Consider the following 15,573-nt stretch of genomic DNA (forward strand, 5'->3'; position numbering starts at 1 on the left):
AGACACGTGAATCGCCTTGCCGACGGAACACCTGCGCGCTTTCGCCGGTGGCGTCGCGAAGATTCATCAGGACGGGGCCGGCCGCCGCGATGAGCCGGTCTTCTCCTGCAGCGGCGGCCAGTTCCACCAGCCGGCTGCCCAATACGAACCTGCCTTGCATGTCCCGGCTAACCAGGCGGTGATGCACCAGGGCCAAGGCAAGCCGGTGGGCGGTGGGCCGGGCTAAGCCGGTGGCAGCCACCAACTGGGCCAGGGAAGTAGGTCCGGCCTCGAGCGTATCGAGCACCATGGCCGCTTTGTCGATGACACCGACACCACTAGGATTGTCCATAGATTGATACTGTCATCTCATTATTTGAGATGCAAGTCGTTTCACTGGCGGGATCCGAGCCCCTGCTGGAAGAGTTGAATCACACACTTGGAGCAGGTCTCCCGTTGGGAGGCACCACCTGCATTGGTATTTGATGGAGGGATCTGGCCATGGCCGGTAACACTGCGGGCAAGACGCTCGCTGAAAAGGTCTGGGAAGCGCACGTGGTGCGCCGCGGCGACGGGGAAGGCGCAGCCCGCCAGCCCGACCTCCTCTTCATCGACCTTCACCTGGTGCACGAGGTTACCTCCCCGCAGGCCTTCGAGGGCCTGCGGTTGGCGGGCCGGAAGCTGCGTCGGCCGGATCTGACCATCGCTACCGAGGACCACAACACTCCCACCGTGGACATCGACAAGCCGATTGCCGACCCGACCAGCCGGACCCAGATCGAGACGCTGCGCGCCAACTGCCGGGAATTCGGCGTCCGCCTGCACTCACTCGGGGATGCCGAGCAGGGGATTGTGCACGTGGTGGGCCCCCAGTTGGGGCTCACCCAGCCGGGCATGACGGTGGTCTGCGGCGACTCCCACACCTCCACGCACGGCGCATTCGGCGCCCTGGCCTTCGGCATCGGAACGTCCGAGGTCGAACACGTCATGGCGACCCAGACGCTGTCGCTGAAGCCGTTCAAGACGATGGCCATCAACGTCGAGGGCACGCTGCGTCCCGGGGTCACGGCCAAGGACATCATCCTGGCTGTTATCGCCAAGATCGGCACCGGCGGCGGGCAGGGCTACGTGCTGGAATACCGTGGCTCCGCCATCCGCGCGCTGAGCATGGAAGCCCGGATGACCATCTGCAACATGTCCATTGAGGCGGGCGCCCGCGCCGGAATGGTGGCCCCGGACCAGACCACTTTCGATTACCTCAAGGGCCGTCCGCATGCCCCGGAAGGTGCCGACTGGGATGCCGCCGTCGACTACTGGCAGACGCTGCGCACGGAGGATGACGCCGAATTCGACGCCGAAGTCTTCCTGGACGCCGACACGCTGGAGCCCTTCGTCACCTGGGGCACCAATCCCGGGCAAGGTGTTTCGCTGTCCGAGGCGGTGCCGTCGCCTGACGACTTTGCCGATGAAAACGCCAAGGCCGCGGCGGAACGCGCCCTGACCTACATGGGGCTCGAAGCCGGCACCCCGATGAAGGACATCCAGGTGGACACCGTCTTCCTGGGCTCCTGCACCAACAGTCGGATCGAGGACCTGCGCATTGCCGCCGACATCATCCGCGGCCGGCAGAAGGCGCCGAACGTGCGCATGATGGTGGTTCCCGGCTCGGCCCGCGTCCGGCTCGAAGCCGAAGCCGAAGGCCTGGACCAGGTCTTCAAAGCGTTCGGAGCGGAATGGCGCTTCGCTGGTTGCTCGATGTGCCTGGGCATGAACCCGGACCAGCTGGCTCCGGGGGAGCGTTGCGCCTCAACGTCCAACCGAAACTTCGAAGGCCGGCAAGGCAAGGGCGGCCGGACCCATCTGGTATCGCCCGTCGTCGCCGCTGCCACGGCGGTGCGCGGCACGCTGAGCTCGCCCTCGGACCTGGACCCAGTCAACAACGACGCCGCCACGCGGTCTGCTGCCTAAGGAGCCTGAAGCACCATGGAGAAGTTCACCACCCATACCGGGATCGGCGTTCCCCTGCGGCAGTCCAATGTGGACACTGACCAGATCATCCCGGCGGTCTACCTCAAGCGGATCACCCGGACCGGCTTCGAAGATGCCCTGTTCGCCGGCTGGCGCAAGCACGAGGATTTCATCCTGAACCAGGAACCGTTCAACCGCGGATCCGTCCTGGTGGCCGGCCCCGACTTCGGCACCGGCTCCTCGCGGGAGCACGCGGTCTGGGCACTGAAGGACTATGGTTTCCGCGTAGTGCTCTCGTCCCGGTTCGCCGATATCTTCCGCGGCAACTCCGGCAAGCAGGGACTGCTGGCCGCCGAAGTAGCCCAGGACGACATCGAGCTGATCTGGAAGGAACTCGAGAACCATCCGGGTACCGACATCACCGTTGATCTGGACGCGAAGACGGTGGTCTGCGGAACCATCACCGCTCCGTTCGAGATCGACGACTACACCCGCTGGCGGTTGCTCGAAGGCCTGGATGACATCGGCCTGACCCTGCACCATGAGGCGGAAATCACCTCCTACGAGGCCACCCGTCCCTCGTGGAAGCCGAAAACCCTTCCTGCGAAAGTCTGACCGCAGGCATCCTGCACCGAATCGGCGCCTTCGCGGGACTTTTTTCAGGTCCCCCGGAGGCGCCGATTTGCGTCCAGAGGTGGCATTATGCAAGTCAGCGGCAAGTGTGCAGCTGGCCGCGGCGCGCGCAGTCCGTTTATTTCAGAATGGTCACGGATTACCAATATGCTTAGCTGAGCCCTAGGCCCAGTCCGGCGTTAAACTAGCTTGAGGAAACAGGTATTCATGGCAAGTGTTTTGACCATTCGTGGTGGCGTACCCCTGACGGGAAAAGTGCCCGTCCGTGGTGCCAAGAACCTGGTTCCCAAAGCGATGGTCGCATCCTTGCTGGGCAGCGATGCCTCGGTCCTCCGGAATGTGCCCGAGATCAGGGACGTGGAGATTGTCACCAGCCTGCTGCGCCTGCACGGCGTGGAGGTTTCCAAAGACCCGGTCACCGGCGACCTGACGCTGGACCCGACCAACGTTAAGACCGCCCAGATGAAGGACATCGACGCGCACGCCGGTGATTCCCGTATTCCGATCCTGTTCTGCGGGCCGCTGATCCACGCCATCGGCGAAGCGTTCATCCCCGACCTCGGCGGCTGCCGCATCGGCGACCGTCCCATCGACTACCACCTTGATGTCCTGCGCCAGTTCGGTGCCATTGTGGACAAGCGTCCCGGTGGCATCTCCATCTCGGCGCCCAGGGGACTGCAGGGCGCCAAGCTGACGCTGCCGTATCCCAGTGTCGGGGCCACCGAACAGGTTCTCCTGACCGCCACCCGGGCCGAGGGCATCACCGAACTCAGCGGGGCGGCCATTGAGCCGGAGATCATGGACCTGATCGCCGTGCTGCAGAAGATGGGCGCCATCATCTCCGTCCAGACGGACCGCGTCATCCGCATTGAGGGCGTGCCGGAACTGGTTGGGTTTAACCACCGCGCGCTGCCCGACCGCAACGAGGCGGCTTCCTGGGCCTCGGCGGCGCTGGTCACGCAGGGCGACATCTACGTTGAGGGTGCCAGCCAGGGCGACCTCACCGCTTTCCTGAACACCTATCGCAAGATCGGTGGCGCGTTCGACATTGACGACGACGGCATCCGCTTCTACCACCCCGGCGGGAGCCTGTCGCCGCTGGTGCTCGAAACGGATGTGCACCCCGGCTTCATGACCGACTGGCAGCAGCCCCTGGTGGTGGCCCTGACCCAGGCCGAAGGCGTCTCGATTGTGCACGAGACGGTCTACGAGAACCGGTTCGGCTTCACCGAGGCACTGATCCGGATGGGGGCGAACATCCAGGTGCACCGCGAATGCCTTGGCAGCATTCCGTGCCGTTTCGGGCAGCGGAACTTCCTGCATTCCGCCGTGATCTCCGGGCCCACCCAGCTCACCGGTGCGGAGATCGACATTCCCGACCTGCGCGGCGGATTCAGCCACCTGATCGCCGCGCTGGCAGCGACCGGAACCTCCCGCGTCACCGGCATCGATGTCATCAATCGCGGCTACGAGCACTTCCAGTCGAAACTGGAAGGCCTCGGCGCGGACTTCGACGTCGAGTAGGCGGCCATGGGAGCAGATACCAAAGAGCGCGTGGTGATCGGCATCCTGGCCGGCGTTGTCCGTCCGGCCCTGAACCTGGTGTTGCGGCGAAACTGGGCAGGGACCGAAAATCTCCGCGGTAGCCAAGGCATCATCGTCTGCCCGAACCACAACACCGAGATCGATCCCTTGGTTGTCGGCCACTATGTCTACAATCAGGGCGTCCTCCCGCATTTTCTGGCCAAGGCATCACTGTTCAAGATTCCGGTGGTAGGTCCGCTGTTGACCGCTGCCCGCCAGATCCCCGTCGAACGGAGCAGCTCGGGGGCCAACCGCTCCCTGGAAGTCTCCCGCGAGGTGCTGGACGAGGGCGGCGCCGTCATCATCTATCCGGAAGGCACGCTGACGCGTGATCCGAACCTGTGGCCGATGCGCGGACACACGGGGGCCGCTCGGCTCGCATTGCAGACCGGAGCCCCCGTCATCCCGGTGGCGCACTGGGGAGCGAACGACTTGCTGCCCCGCTATGCCAAGAAACCGAGTCTTTTCCCGCGCAAGACGGCCCACGTCGTGGCCGGCTCGCCGGTCGACCTGTCCGATTTCGACGGCATGCCGATCACCAAGACGGTGCTCGAAGCGGCAACGAATAGGATTATGGACAGCATCACTGCGCTGCTGGCCGAGGTGCGCGGCGAAGAACCGCCTGCTGTCCGCTGGGATCCTTCCGCACACGGGCAAAAGTCGACCGGACGGGACTTCGCGTCCGGCCCAGCGGTGCACACGGAAGAACTGCCGCCAGAGGAGAAACTGTGACCGAACGCCCCGACCTGCCTGCAACAATTGCAGTTCTCGGAGCAGGAAGCTGGGGCACTACCTTCGCCAAGGTAGTTGCTGACGCGCACCCCGAGATCCAGGTCCGGCTGTGGGCGCGGCGCCCCGAGGTGGCGGAGGAAATCAACACCCAACACCGGAATTCCAAATACCTTAAGGACATTGCGCTGCCCGGCAATATTGTTGCCTCCGCCGATGTGGCCGATGTCCTCGTCGACGCACCGCTGGCAGTGCTGGCCGTGCCGGCCCAGACCCTGCGACCGCAGTTGGCCTCCTGGAAACCGCTGCTGGATCCGGAGGCAGTGGTGGTGTCGCTCATGAAGGGCTTGGAGCGCGGCAGCGATGCACGCATGAGCGAAGTGATCAAGGAAGAGCTGGGGCTGTCCGACGACCGGGTGGCAGTCATCTCCGGCCCCAACCTGGCCATGGAGATCGCGCGCAAGGAACCCACCGCGTCTGTGGTGGCCTGCACGGATGAAGACGTGGCGCAGTGGATCGCCAGGCTCTGCACCGCCGCCTATTTCCGCCCGTACACCAATCCCGACGTGACCGGCGTCGAGATCGGCGGAATCGTCAAGAACGTCATTGCCCTGTGCGTAGGCATCTGCGACGGAAAAGGCATGGGCGACAACACCAAAGCCACGGTCATCACGCGTGGACTGGCGGAGACAACCCGGCTCACCCTCGCCTTGGGCGGAGATGTGCAGACCATGGCCGGGCTGGCCGGGTTGGGCGACCTGGTCGCCACCTGCTCGTCGCCGTTGTCCCGCAACCATACCGCCGGCCGTTTATTGGGTGAGGGGCTGACGCTTGATGAAGTGTCCGTCCAGATGACCCAAACCGCCGAAGGCATCAAATCCGGCCGGGCGGTGTTGGATCTGGCCACCAAGCTCGGCGTCGACATGCCCATTACCGAGGCCGTCGTGGCCGTCCTCGAGGGTCAGATCGCCGTCGAGGAACTGGCGCCAAAGCTTCTGGCCCGTGAACTCAAGTCCGAAGGTGAGCTGCAATGAACCAGGAATCAAGCCCGGCCGTGCCGGCGCCCACGGCCGCCCGCAAGCCTCGCGTCGCGGTACTTTTCGGCGGACGCTCCAGCGAGCATTCGGTCAGCTGCGTCACCGCGGCCGGTGTCCTGGGCGCCATCGATAAGGACAAGTACGACGTCGTTCCCATCGGTATTGCGCGCAACGGCCAGTGGGTGCAGGTCGCCGAAGATCCGGCCCAATGGTCGCTGGCATCGGGCACCATGCCGGAGATCAGCGCGTCCGCCGAACCGGTCATGCTGACCAGTAGCGACACCACTCCGGAGTTGGTGGTGGCGCCGGCAGCGCAGGTACCGCAAAGCCTCGGCAACGTGGATGTGGTGCTGCCGCTGCTGCACGGACCATTCGGTGAAGATGGCACGCTGCAGGGGCTGCTGGAGATGGCCGACGTGCGCTATGTCGGCGCCGGCGTGCTGGCCTCTGCGGTGGGCATGGACAAACACTTCATGAAGGTGGTCTTCGAATCGGCGGGCCTGACCGTAGGCCCCTACGTGGTCATCACCGACCGCCAGTGGCAGCAGGACGCCGAGGCCGCGCTCCAGCGGGCCGCTTCGCTTCATTTCCCGGTCTTCGTTAAGCCCGCCCGCGCCGGGTCCTCGATGGGGATCACCCGCGTGACCGAACCAGCCGGACTGCGGTCCGCTATCGAGGCAGCCCGCGAACACGACCCCAAGATCGTCGTGGAAGCCGGCATCAGCGGCCGGGAAATCGAAGTTGCCGTGCTTCAGGGCCGCGGCACCGAACCGACCCGCGCCAGCCTGCCCGGCGAGATCGCGGTGCAGCCCGGGGAACATCAGTTCTATGACTTCGAAGCCAAATACATCGACGGCGCGGCCGCCGCGCTGAGCTGCCCGGCAGACCTGCCAGCAGACGCCACCGAAAAGGTCCGCGAGCTCGCCGCCCTGGCCTTCGATGCGCTCGGGGGAGAGGGCCTCTCTCGCGTGGACTTCTTCTACACGCCCGACGGCGAACTGATCATCAACGAAATCAACACCATGCCCGGCTTCACGCCCATCAGCATGTACCCGCAAATGTGGGCCAAGTCCGGGCTGCCGTACACCGAACTAATCGACGAACTGCTCCACCTGGCACTCAACCGCAAAACCGGCCTCCGCTAACCGCACCCCGGTGGTCGCCAGGTCTCTACTCGGCGCTGGCGCGCCTCCGTCGACCACCGACGGCGCTTGCATGCTCTTCGGTGGTCGACCAAAGGCGCTTGCGCCTGCGTGGAGACCCGTGGCGCCTAACCGGTGGTCGACCAAGGGCGCTTGCATGCTCTTCGGTGGTCGACCAAAGGCGCTTGCGCCTGCGTGGAGACCAGTGGAGACCCGCGGCGCCTAACCGGTGGTCGACCAAAGGCGCTTGCGCCTGCGTGGAGACCCGTGGAGACCCGCGGCGCCTAACCGGTGGTCGACCAAAGGCGCTCGCGCCTGCGTGGAGACCCGTGGCGCCTAACCGGTGGTCGACCAAAGGCGCTCGCGCCTGCGTGGAGACCCGTGTTGACCCGCGGCGCTCAGGTCCCTACAGCACGTCCGAGATGCTGAGGCACTTGCGTTCCTGCGGAATCTCCGAGGCCGCCGCAGACAGATCCATGAGTACGGAACTCTCCGCCACGTCGTCGGGCTTAAAAATCAGTTCCGTGGCCGGCGTGCGCCCGTACGTCGTCGCAGTCCAGTAACCGTTCTCGCCCTCGCGCAGTACCCAATCCACGTCGTTGACGGAAACACACTGATCCGTTGTTGGGCCGGGCACCTGCACTCCGCAGCGCAGGATCACCTGGGACGGGTCGCCCCAAGCGGTTGTGGACTGGCTGCTCGTCTCGCGGCGGGGAAAGTCGGCCACGTATTGGGGCAGGATCACCATCATCGGAGCGCAGCCGGGATTGGCCGCATCCGGCGCCGCGTCAACAGTGACCACCGGCGAACAGGCCGTGAGGCTCCCCAACAAACCAAGCGAGAACAGGGCAGCCAAGCGGCGGCGATTGGGGAAAACGCGGGTCATGCTGCTAGCGTATCCCGGTCCTTGCACGCTGGTTGGGCCGCCGTGACGGCGGCCACGCCCAACGGGGATCCTGCACGGGCAAGCCTGCCGCGGGCTTTATCCTATTTGGTAGCCCCTCCCTAGGAAGAGACATCATTGACTGCTGAACATGACAACGAGTACCGCCCCCGGCGGCAGCGCCGGCCGCGCAAGAAAGACCCCATCCGTACGGTCTTCTTCACACTCTTGGGCATTGTTGTTGTGGCCGCGATCGTGGGAGGTGGCTACATCTTCAACTTGGCCAACTCCTTCAACAGCAAGTCGCAGACGATTGAGTCGGCCTTCCCGACAGACCGGGTGGCAAAGGACCCCAACGACAAGTCGGTCAACATTCTGCTGATGGGTTCGGACAGCCGCAACACCTCGGGGGATAACCTCACCGAGACCTCGGACGGCAGCCGCTCGGACACCATGATGCTGATGCACGTCCCGGAAAACCGGGAGAACGTCTACGTCATGTCGATCATGCGTGATACCTGGGTGGACATCCCGGGGCAGGGCGAGCACAAGATCAATGCAGCCATGGCGTTCGGCGGCGTGCCGCTGGTGGTGGAAACCATTGAAGGCATGTTCGAAACCCGCGTCGACCACGTGGCGATTATTGACTTCTCCGGGTTCAAGGAACTCACGGATGCCCTGGGCGGGGTGGAGATCAATAACCCGGAGGCCTTCTCAGCGAACGGTTCCACCGGCGAGTTCTTCCCCGCCGGTACCCAGACGCTGAGCGGAGAATCGGCGCTGTCCTTCGTTCGGGAACGCAAGGCCTTCAGCGACGGCGACTATTCGAGAGTCCGCAACCAGCAGCTGTTCGTGAAAGCTCTGATGTCCAAGTTCCTGACAGCGGAAACGCTGACAAACCCGGTGCGGATCAATGAAGTTGTCTCGGAATTCTCTCCTTTCCTCAGCGTCGACAACGAACTTGATGCGATGAGGGCAGGCTCCCTGGGCGTTTCGCTGCGGGACGTGCGGTCCAGCGACGTGCAGATGTTTACCCTGCCGACGCTCGGCACCGGCACGTCCGCGGACGGCCAGTCGATCGTGGTGCCGGACGAGGAGGCGATCGCTGAGATCGCTTCCGCTTTGCAGAGCGACAGCCTCGGCGAGTACCTGAGCACCGCGGATCTCGAGTAGGTTCACAGCGCCGCCGCGGCTTGCCGACGGGATGGGCCGGCTGCGGTAGGCTCAGTTAACGCCGGAGAACTGAGGACGATCGTTGGCGGGCATCGCCGGCGCATGCAGATGGGATCATGTTGCAGACGAAGATTGCTGCCAATGCCGAAGCGCTGCGCCGCTGGCTGTCCAAAGCCGAAGTGGTCCTCGGGAACCACAGCGACCGCCTGAACGCGATCAACATCTTCCCCGTGGCAGACGGCGACACCGGGACAAACCTTTACCTGACCATCCGGGCCGCGGTGAAGTCTGCCTCCGAAAACCCCACGTCCGACGTCGGCGAACTCTTGGCCGGTGCCGGCCAGGCCGCCATGGAGGAAGCGCGCGGAAACTCGGGCACCTTGTTGTCCGTTTTCCTCGCCGCCCTGGCCGAACCGCTGCGTGGGACTACCCGGTTGACCGGACCGCTGCTGGCCGCGGCCCTGCAGCGGGCCGAGATCCGCTGCTGGTCGGCGCTGAGCGAGCCGGTCGAGGGAACCATGCTCTCCGTCATCGCTGCGGTGTCGCAGGCTGCCTCGGCCGTGCACGGCGGCCAGAACGCCGACGACAGCAATCACGGCCTGGCGGCAACACTGGAAGCAGTCGTGGAGGAGGCAGTCGCCGCCGTCGTCAGGACCGAAGCCCAGCTCGGAGCCCTCGAATCCGCCCATATTGTCGACGCCGGAGCGGTGGGCTTCCTGCTGATCATGGACACCTTGCGTGCCAGCGCCCTGGGCGAGGAACTGCAGCCTGAACTGCTGGACGGACTGCACGGATTCAACGTGCAGGATCCGCATTTGCATCTGGACCACATCGACGAAGGCGTCGAAGTGATGTGCACGATCAACCTCAGCCCCTTGGATGCGGCGACGCTCCGCCTCAAGCTCGACGAGCTGGGCGACTCGGTGATCATGAGCGCGGTGACCGAAGTGGAAGACGGGTACCGTTGGCGCGTCCACGCCCACGTGCCGGATGGCGATGCGGCGCTGGAACTCATCCGCGAACTGGGCGAGCCGATGAATGTCACCATGACCGAGCTGGCGGGTCCGCCGGAGCACAGCCATGGCGGCTGAGCTTCCCGATGAGCTGGGTGTCCCGCTGGAGCGGCGGCTCGGCAAGCGTTCGGCGACGGCACTGGAAAAGCACCTGGGCATCACCGTCACCGGGGAACTGCTCAACTACTTCCCGCGGCGGTACCTGAAGCGCGGAGAGCTGACCATGATCGCCGAGCTGCCCCGCGACGAGGACGCCAGTCTGGTGGCCCGTGTGCTGAAGTGCACATCGCGCCGGATGCGCGCCCGGCGCGGCTCACTGACCGAAGTCGTGGTGACGGACAACTCCTCGGACATCAGCCTCACCTTTTTCAACGGCTACCAGGCCGAACGCGAGCTGAAGCCGGGTACGCTGGCCATGTTTTCCGGCAAGGTGACCTCCTACCGTGGCAGCCTCACGCTGACCAACCCGGACTACCAACTGCTCGAGGACGCTTTTGACTTCGACGCCGAGGAAGCCCTGCGCCCGGTACCCATGTACCCGGCCACGGCGAAACTCGGCAGCTGGCGGATCAAGGCCGCAGTGGACGCCTTGCTGGATATCGTGGACCTGAGCCGCGTGGGAGACCCCATTCCGCCGGACATCGCCATCCGCGACGGCCTGCTCTCCCTGGCCGAGGCCTATGAGCAGATCCACCGGCCGGCATCGCTGGAGGCCGCCAACGCGGCCCGGGACCGCTTCCGGTACCAGGAGGCGTTGGTGCTGCAGGCGGCGCTGGGCCGGAAGCGGGCCATCGCGGCGGCTGAACAGGCCACCGCCCGCCCGGGCCGACGCGGCGGCATCGCGGACAAGTTCGACGCCCGGTTGCCCTTCGACCTGACCAAGGGGCAGAGCGAGGTCGGGCAGACCATCGCCACGGAGTTGGCTGGCCATGCCCCGATGAACCGGTTGCTGCAGGGCGAGGTGGGTTCCGGCAAGACCCTGGTGGCCCTCCGGGCGATGCTTCAGGTGGTCGATTCCGGCGGTCAGGCCGCGCTGCTCGCGCCGACCGAGGTCTTGGCCAGCCAGCACTTCGAGTCGATCAGCCGGACGCTCGGTCCGCTGGCCCAGGGCGGCATGCTCGGCGGCGACGCCGACGGCACCAAAGTGGTACTGCTGACCGGTTCCATGACCGGAACCGCCAAGCGCAGGGCGCTGCTCGATGTAGCCAGCGGAGAAGCGGGCATCGTCGTCGGCACCCATGCGCTGCTGTCCGACACCGTGCAGTTCATGGACCTGGGACTCGTGGTGGTGGATGAGCAGCACCGGTTTGGCGTGGAGCAGCGCGATAAACTGCGCAGCCGTGCCGACACGCCGCCGCACCTGCTGGTCATGACCGCTACGCCCATTCCGCGGACCGTGGCGATGACCGTCTTCGGGGACCTGGAGACGTCGGTGTTGACCGAGTTGCCCGCCGGGCGGGCGCCGATCAGCACCCACATGGTGGCGCTGCAGGAACACCCTGCGTGGGAGGACCGGATCTGGCAGCGCGCCCGCGAAGAGGTGGACGCAGGCCGGCAGGTCTACGTGGTGTGCCCCAAGATCGGCGACGACGAACTTGAGGAAGCCGATCCGCCGGACGATCTGGAGCAGGAACAGCAACGGCCGATGGCTTCGGTGGCCGGAATCATCGAGCACATCAGCGGCCTGCCGGTCCTGTCGGGTGTGCGGATCGGCATGCTGCACGGTCGGATGGAACCCGACCAGAAGGCTGCCGCCATGGCGGCGTTCAACGACGGCACGCTGGACATCCTGGTATCCACCACGGTGATCGAAGTCGGCGTCGACGTGCACAACGCCACCTTGATGGTGATCCTGGATGCCGACCGTTTCGGCATTTCGCAGCTCCATCAGCTCCGCGGCCGGGTGGGCCGCGGCGGTCTCCCCGGTACCTGCCTGCTGGTGACGCAACTGGAACCGGGCCATCCCAGCCGGGAGCGGCTGCAGGCCGTGGCTGCCACCACCGACGGGTTCGAACTGTCCCAGGCCGACCTGCAGCTGCGCCGCGAAGGAGACATCCTCGGAGCCTCCCAATCGGGCGGCAAGTCCACCTTGAAGCTTCTGCGCGTGATTAAGGACGAGGCGGTCATCGCCCGTGCCCGCGAAGATGCCACCGCGATCTTGCAGCATGACTCCACGCTGTCGCAGTACCCGGAGCTGGCAGAGGCCATCGAGCTGTACCTGAACCCCGAGCGCGAGGCGTTCCTTGAGCGGGGCTAGCCGGTGAGCCGGATTGTGGCCGGCGTGGCCGGGGGCCTGACCCTGGCGAGCGTCCCGGGCGACAACACGCGGCCGACGACGGACCGGGTCAAGGAAGCGTTGTTCTCGCGTCTGGAGTCCTACGACGTGCTGGCCGGTGCACGGGTGCTGGACCTCTTCGCCGGATCGGGGGCGCTGGGCGTGGAAACCGCCAGCCGGGGCGCAGCGGCAGTCGATCTGGTCGAATCCGCAGACAAGGCAGCCGCGGTGTGCCGGCGCAACGCCGACCTGGTCAACCAGAAGCTGGGCCGGAAGACAGCCACCGTGCACCGCATGAAGGCGGAACGTTTCCTGGACGGCCTGCCGGCGGGACGCCACTGGGACCTGGTGCTGATGGATCCGCCCTATCCCTTAGGTGAGGACGCGCTGACCGGGGTCCTCGGGGCTCTGTCCGGCTTCCTTGCCGACGGCGCGGTCGTCGTCGTCGAGCGCTCTTCACGTTCTCCCGAACCCGCTTGGCCGGAGGGGCTTGAGCGGTTTGCGGTCAAGAAGTACGGCGAGACCCAGTTGTGGTTCGCCGAGCCTGTGCTGGAGCCGTCAGCCCCCGGCGAATGACTCAAGCTCGGGGCCGGTGAGCACGCTCGCTGGGTGCGGGCCGGCGGCCAGAAGCGCGGCGGACCACTCGGATGGCCAGTCGCCACGGCGGGCGGCGAGCACGATGTTGCCGGCCCTGGTGCCGGTGAACATGCCGGTCTCGGCGAGGGCGGCAACGGACCCCGCGGCGGAGGCCAGTTCCCTGGCCTGCCGTTTAGCGAACGCCAGCGGCGGATCGTCGCCGACGTTGACCAGCAGCACACCGTCCGGTGCCAGCACGTCCAGCAACTCCTCGTAAAAGCCGGAGGTGGTGAGGTGTTCCGGGGCGTCGTCGCCGGCAAAGACATCCAGCACAATGACGTCGAAGGCGCCTTCAATATCGCCGAACGCTACTTCATGCCGCGCATCGCCAAAGTGGACCGTGAGGTCGGTTCCCTCTGGCATGGGCAGGTGCTCGAGGACGAAGTCCAACAACTCCCGCTCTAACTCCACGGCCACTTGGTCCGAACCGGGGCGGGTGGCCTGCGCGTACCGGGCCAGCGTAAGGGCTCCGGCGCCGAGGTGGAGGAACCGCAGTGGGGCCCCCGGCGGCCCGGCCAGATCCACGACGTTCGCAATCCGGCGCAGGTATTCGTAAAACACGTCGTCGGGGTGCCGCAGGTTGACGTGCGATTGCTCCGCACCACCGATGCTGAGCACATAGGAGCCCGGAACGCGCTGGTCTTTCTCGATGCTGGCGTGCAGGCCGCTGCCGCCGAGGTAACGGTCCGCCACGGCTCAGGCGCCTTTCTGCAGGGAGGCGAGGCGCTGCGCGGCGTCCTGCAGGACCTCGGTCTTCTTGCAGAAAGCGAAACGCAACAGCGAGCGGGTGCGCCGGGCGCCGTCGGGATGGCAGAAGACCGGCACGGGGATGGCCGCAACACCGATCTGTTCAGGCATCCGCCGGGCCAGGTCCAGCGAGTCGGCGAAGCCCAGCGGAGCCGTGTCCACGTTGACAAAGTAGGTGCCCTGCGGCGTGAAGACATCAAAGCCCGCTTGCCGCAGGCCGCTGCTCAGCAGATCGCGTTTGGCCTTCAGGGCCGAGGCAATGCCGGTGTAGAAGGAGTCGGGCAGTCCGAGCCCCAGGGCTACGGCGTCCTGGAACGGGGCGCCCGAACTGTAGGTGAGGAACTGCTTGACCGTCCGCACCGCTGCGACAAGGTCCGCCGGCCCGGAGAGCCAGCCGACCTTCCATCCGGTGAAGGAGAACGTCTTGCCGGCCGACGAAATGGTGAGTGTCCGCTCGGCCGCGCCCGGCAAGGTCGCGATCGGGATGTGCGGGACATCAAAGGTGAGGTGTTCGTAGACCTCGTCGGTGACGATCAGTGCGTTGTAGCGATGTGCCAGTTCGACGATGCGGGTCAAAGCATCACGGGAAAAGACGCTGCCCATCGGGTTGTGCGGGTTGTTGACCACCACCATGCGGGTGCGCTCGGAGAAGGCCGCTTCCAGTGCGTCGAGGTTGGGCTGGAAGTCCGGAGCCAGCAGCGGCGCCGTGGTATGCCGGGCGCCGCTCAATCCGATGATCGCGCCGTAGGAGTCATAAAAGGGCTCGAAGGTCAGCACCTCGTCGCCCGGTCCGGTGAGTGCCAGCAGGGTGGCTGCCAGCGCCTCCGTCGCTCCCGTGGTGACAATGATGTCAGTTTCAGGGTCGGGGGTCAGGCCGTAGAACCGTTCCTGATGATGCGCGACGGCGGTGCGCAGCGTGAGCGTCCCTTTTCCCGGCGCGTACTGGTTGGCGCCGTTGCGAATGGCGTCCATGGCGGCAGCAGCAATTTCGGCCGGACCGTCCTCGTCCGGGAAACCTTGTCCCAGGTTGATCGCACCCGTCCGGGCCGCGAGCGTGGTCATCTCTTCGAAAATGGTGACGCCGAGCCCGCCGTCGTCGCCCAGGAGGTTCGATCCTGCCGCGGTCCGCTGCCAGGGGGCAGCAACGTCGTCTCGGCGGCCGTGGACGAGTTGCCTCATTGCTGTGCTCATGACTCCCAGTATTACCACTGAAGTGTTACCGCTGCGCGTGGTGCGCGACCTGCCGGATCGGCTAGATTCGACTCTATGCGCCGTGCCGTCTGCCCAGGATCCTACGACCCGCTCCACAAAGGCCACGTGGAGATCATTGCCCGTGCCGCGAGCATGTATGACGAAGTCATCGTTGCCGTGTCGACCAACTACGCCAAGAAGTACCGCTTCAGCCTGGATGAGAGGCTCTCCATGGCCAGCGAGACGCTCTCCTACCTCCGCGGTGTGAGCGTTGAGCCGATGGGTGACGGCCTGCTTGCCGAATACTGCCGCAGCCGTGGGGCCGGGGTCATCGTCAAGGGGCTGCGCTCGTCGCAGGACTACCACTACGAATTGCCGATGGCCCATATGAACCGGCACTTGGCCGGCATCGAGACCGTGTTCCTTGCCGGGGAGAACAGCTATTCGCACGTTTCCTCCACCCTGATCAAGGAAGTGGCGTCGCTGGGCGGGGACATTTCCGAGTTCGTCCCCAAGGCGGTTCTCAGTCGCTTCCGGAACGGGGGACCGGCTCCGGAATCGGCGTCCGGGTGATGACGGGCGA

Annotated in this window: 15 protein-coding genes; 11 read left to right on the forward strand and 4 right to left on the reverse strand. The window is 65.5% G+C overall.

Features of this window, described 5'->3' with window-relative positions; translation table 11 throughout:
* Positions 1 to 331: helix-turn-helix domain-containing protein (locus ACMX2H_RS14570; protein ID WP_414961346.1), on the reverse strand; the 331-nt coding region annotated here is incomplete at its 3' end.
* Between the two features lie 149 nt (positions 332 to 480).
* Here ACMX2H_RS14570 and leuC point away from each other — a divergent pair.
* From leuC to ACMX2H_RS14600, 6 genes are all read left to right on the forward strand, one after another.
* The gene (gene leuC / locus ACMX2H_RS14575) at positions 481 to 1,947 is read left to right on the forward strand and encodes a 3-isopropylmalate dehydratase large subunit (RefSeq protein WP_414961348.1); all 1,467 of its coding nucleotides are present in this window, start codon (positions 481 to 483) and stop codon (positions 1,945 to 1,947) included.
* Positions 1,948 to 1,962: 15 nt separating this feature from the next.
* Entirely contained in the window at positions 1,963 to 2,562 is a 600-nt protein-coding gene (leuD, locus tag ACMX2H_RS14580; protein WP_414961349.1) for a 3-isopropylmalate dehydratase small subunit, read from the forward strand.
* Positions 2,563 to 2,787: 225 nt separating this feature from the next.
* Positions 2,788 to 4,104, forward strand: a complete 1,317-nt coding sequence (gene murA / locus ACMX2H_RS14585) for a UDP-N-acetylglucosamine 1-carboxyvinyltransferase (RefSeq protein WP_414961351.1) — start codon at positions 2,788 to 2,790, stop codon at positions 4,102 to 4,104.
* A 6-nt stretch (positions 4,105 to 4,110) separates the two neighbouring features.
* Positions 4,111 to 4,896 (forward strand): lysophospholipid acyltransferase family protein, encoded by a 786-nt coding sequence (locus ACMX2H_RS14590; protein ID WP_414961353.1) that lies wholly within the window; start codon positions 4,111 to 4,113, stop codon positions 4,894 to 4,896.
* Positions 4,893 to 5,927, forward strand: coding sequence for an NAD(P)H-dependent glycerol-3-phosphate dehydrogenase (locus ACMX2H_RS14595; protein ID WP_414961355.1), 1,035 nt, complete (start codon positions 4,893 to 4,895; stop codon positions 5,925 to 5,927). The genes ACMX2H_RS14590 and ACMX2H_RS14595 overlap by 4 nt, the downstream gene beginning before the upstream one ends.
* A complete protein-coding gene (locus ACMX2H_RS14600) occupies positions 5,924 to 7,075 on the forward strand; it encodes a D-alanine--D-alanine ligase family protein (protein WP_414961357.1) in 1,152 nt (383 codons plus the stop codon). The genes ACMX2H_RS14595 and ACMX2H_RS14600 overlap by 4 nt, the downstream gene beginning before the upstream one ends.
* Positions 7,076 to 7,478: 403 nt before the next feature.
* On the opposite strand, the gene ACMX2H_RS14605 is transcribed toward ACMX2H_RS14600, so the two are convergent.
* Complete coding sequence (locus ACMX2H_RS14605) at positions 7,479 to 7,958, reverse strand: DUF3515 domain-containing protein (protein WP_414961359.1); 480 nt, start codon at positions 7,956 to 7,958, stop codon at positions 7,479 to 7,481.
* Between the two features lie 135 nt (positions 7,959 to 8,093).
* Between ACMX2H_RS14605 and ACMX2H_RS14610 the strand changes: the two genes are divergently transcribed.
* From ACMX2H_RS14610 to rsmD, 4 genes are all read left to right on the forward strand, one after another.
* Positions 8,094 to 9,128: an LCP family protein gene (locus ACMX2H_RS14610; protein WP_414961361.1), complete on the forward strand. Its 1,035-nt coding sequence runs from the start codon at positions 8,094 to 8,096 to the stop codon at positions 9,126 to 9,128.
* A 152-nt stretch (positions 9,129 to 9,280) separates the two neighbouring features.
* Positions 9,281 to 10,219 (forward strand): DAK2 domain-containing protein, encoded by a 939-nt coding sequence (locus tag ACMX2H_RS14615; protein WP_414961421.1) that lies wholly within the window; start codon positions 9,281 to 9,283, stop codon positions 10,217 to 10,219.
* Positions 10,209 to 12,398 carry an ATP-dependent DNA helicase RecG gene (locus ACMX2H_RS14620; RefSeq protein WP_414961363.1) on the forward strand — a complete coding sequence of 730 codons (2,190 nt, stop codon included), beginning with the start codon at positions 10,209 to 10,211 and terminating at the stop codon, positions 12,396 to 12,398. The genes ACMX2H_RS14615 and ACMX2H_RS14620 overlap by 11 nt, the downstream gene beginning before the upstream one ends.
* A 3-nt stretch (positions 12,399 to 12,401) precedes the next feature.
* Complete coding sequence (gene rsmD / locus ACMX2H_RS14625) at positions 12,402 to 12,992, forward strand: 16S rRNA (guanine(966)-N(2))-methyltransferase RsmD (protein ID WP_414961365.1); 591 nt, start codon at positions 12,402 to 12,404, stop codon at positions 12,990 to 12,992.
* Here the strand turns inward: rsmD and ACMX2H_RS14630 are convergent.
* Both ACMX2H_RS14630 and ACMX2H_RS14635 read right to left on the reverse strand, forming a co-directional pair.
* Complete coding sequence (locus tag ACMX2H_RS14630) at positions 12,975 to 13,745, reverse strand: spermidine synthase (RefSeq protein WP_414961367.1); 771 nt, start codon at positions 13,743 to 13,745, stop codon at positions 12,975 to 12,977. The genes rsmD and ACMX2H_RS14630 overlap by 18 nt on opposite strands.
* Before the next feature lie 3 nt (positions 13,746 to 13,748).
* Positions 13,749 to 14,990, reverse strand: coding sequence for an aminotransferase class I/II-fold pyridoxal phosphate-dependent enzyme (locus tag ACMX2H_RS14635; RefSeq protein WP_414961369.1), 1,242 nt, complete (start codon positions 14,988 to 14,990; stop codon positions 13,749 to 13,751).
* Positions 14,991 to 15,065: 75 nt separating this feature from the next.
* Between ACMX2H_RS14635 and coaD the strand changes: the two genes are divergently transcribed.
* Entirely contained in the window at positions 15,066 to 15,563 is a 498-nt protein-coding gene (coaD, locus tag ACMX2H_RS14640; protein WP_414961371.1) for a pantetheine-phosphate adenylyltransferase, read from the forward strand.
* Positions 15,564 to 15,573 lie beyond the last annotated feature (10 nt).

It is taken from the genome of Arthrobacter sulfonylureivorans (genome assembly GCF_047607445.1).
GTDB lineage: Bacteria > Actinomycetota > Actinomycetes > Actinomycetales > Micrococcaceae > Crystallibacter > Crystallibacter sulfonylureivorans_A.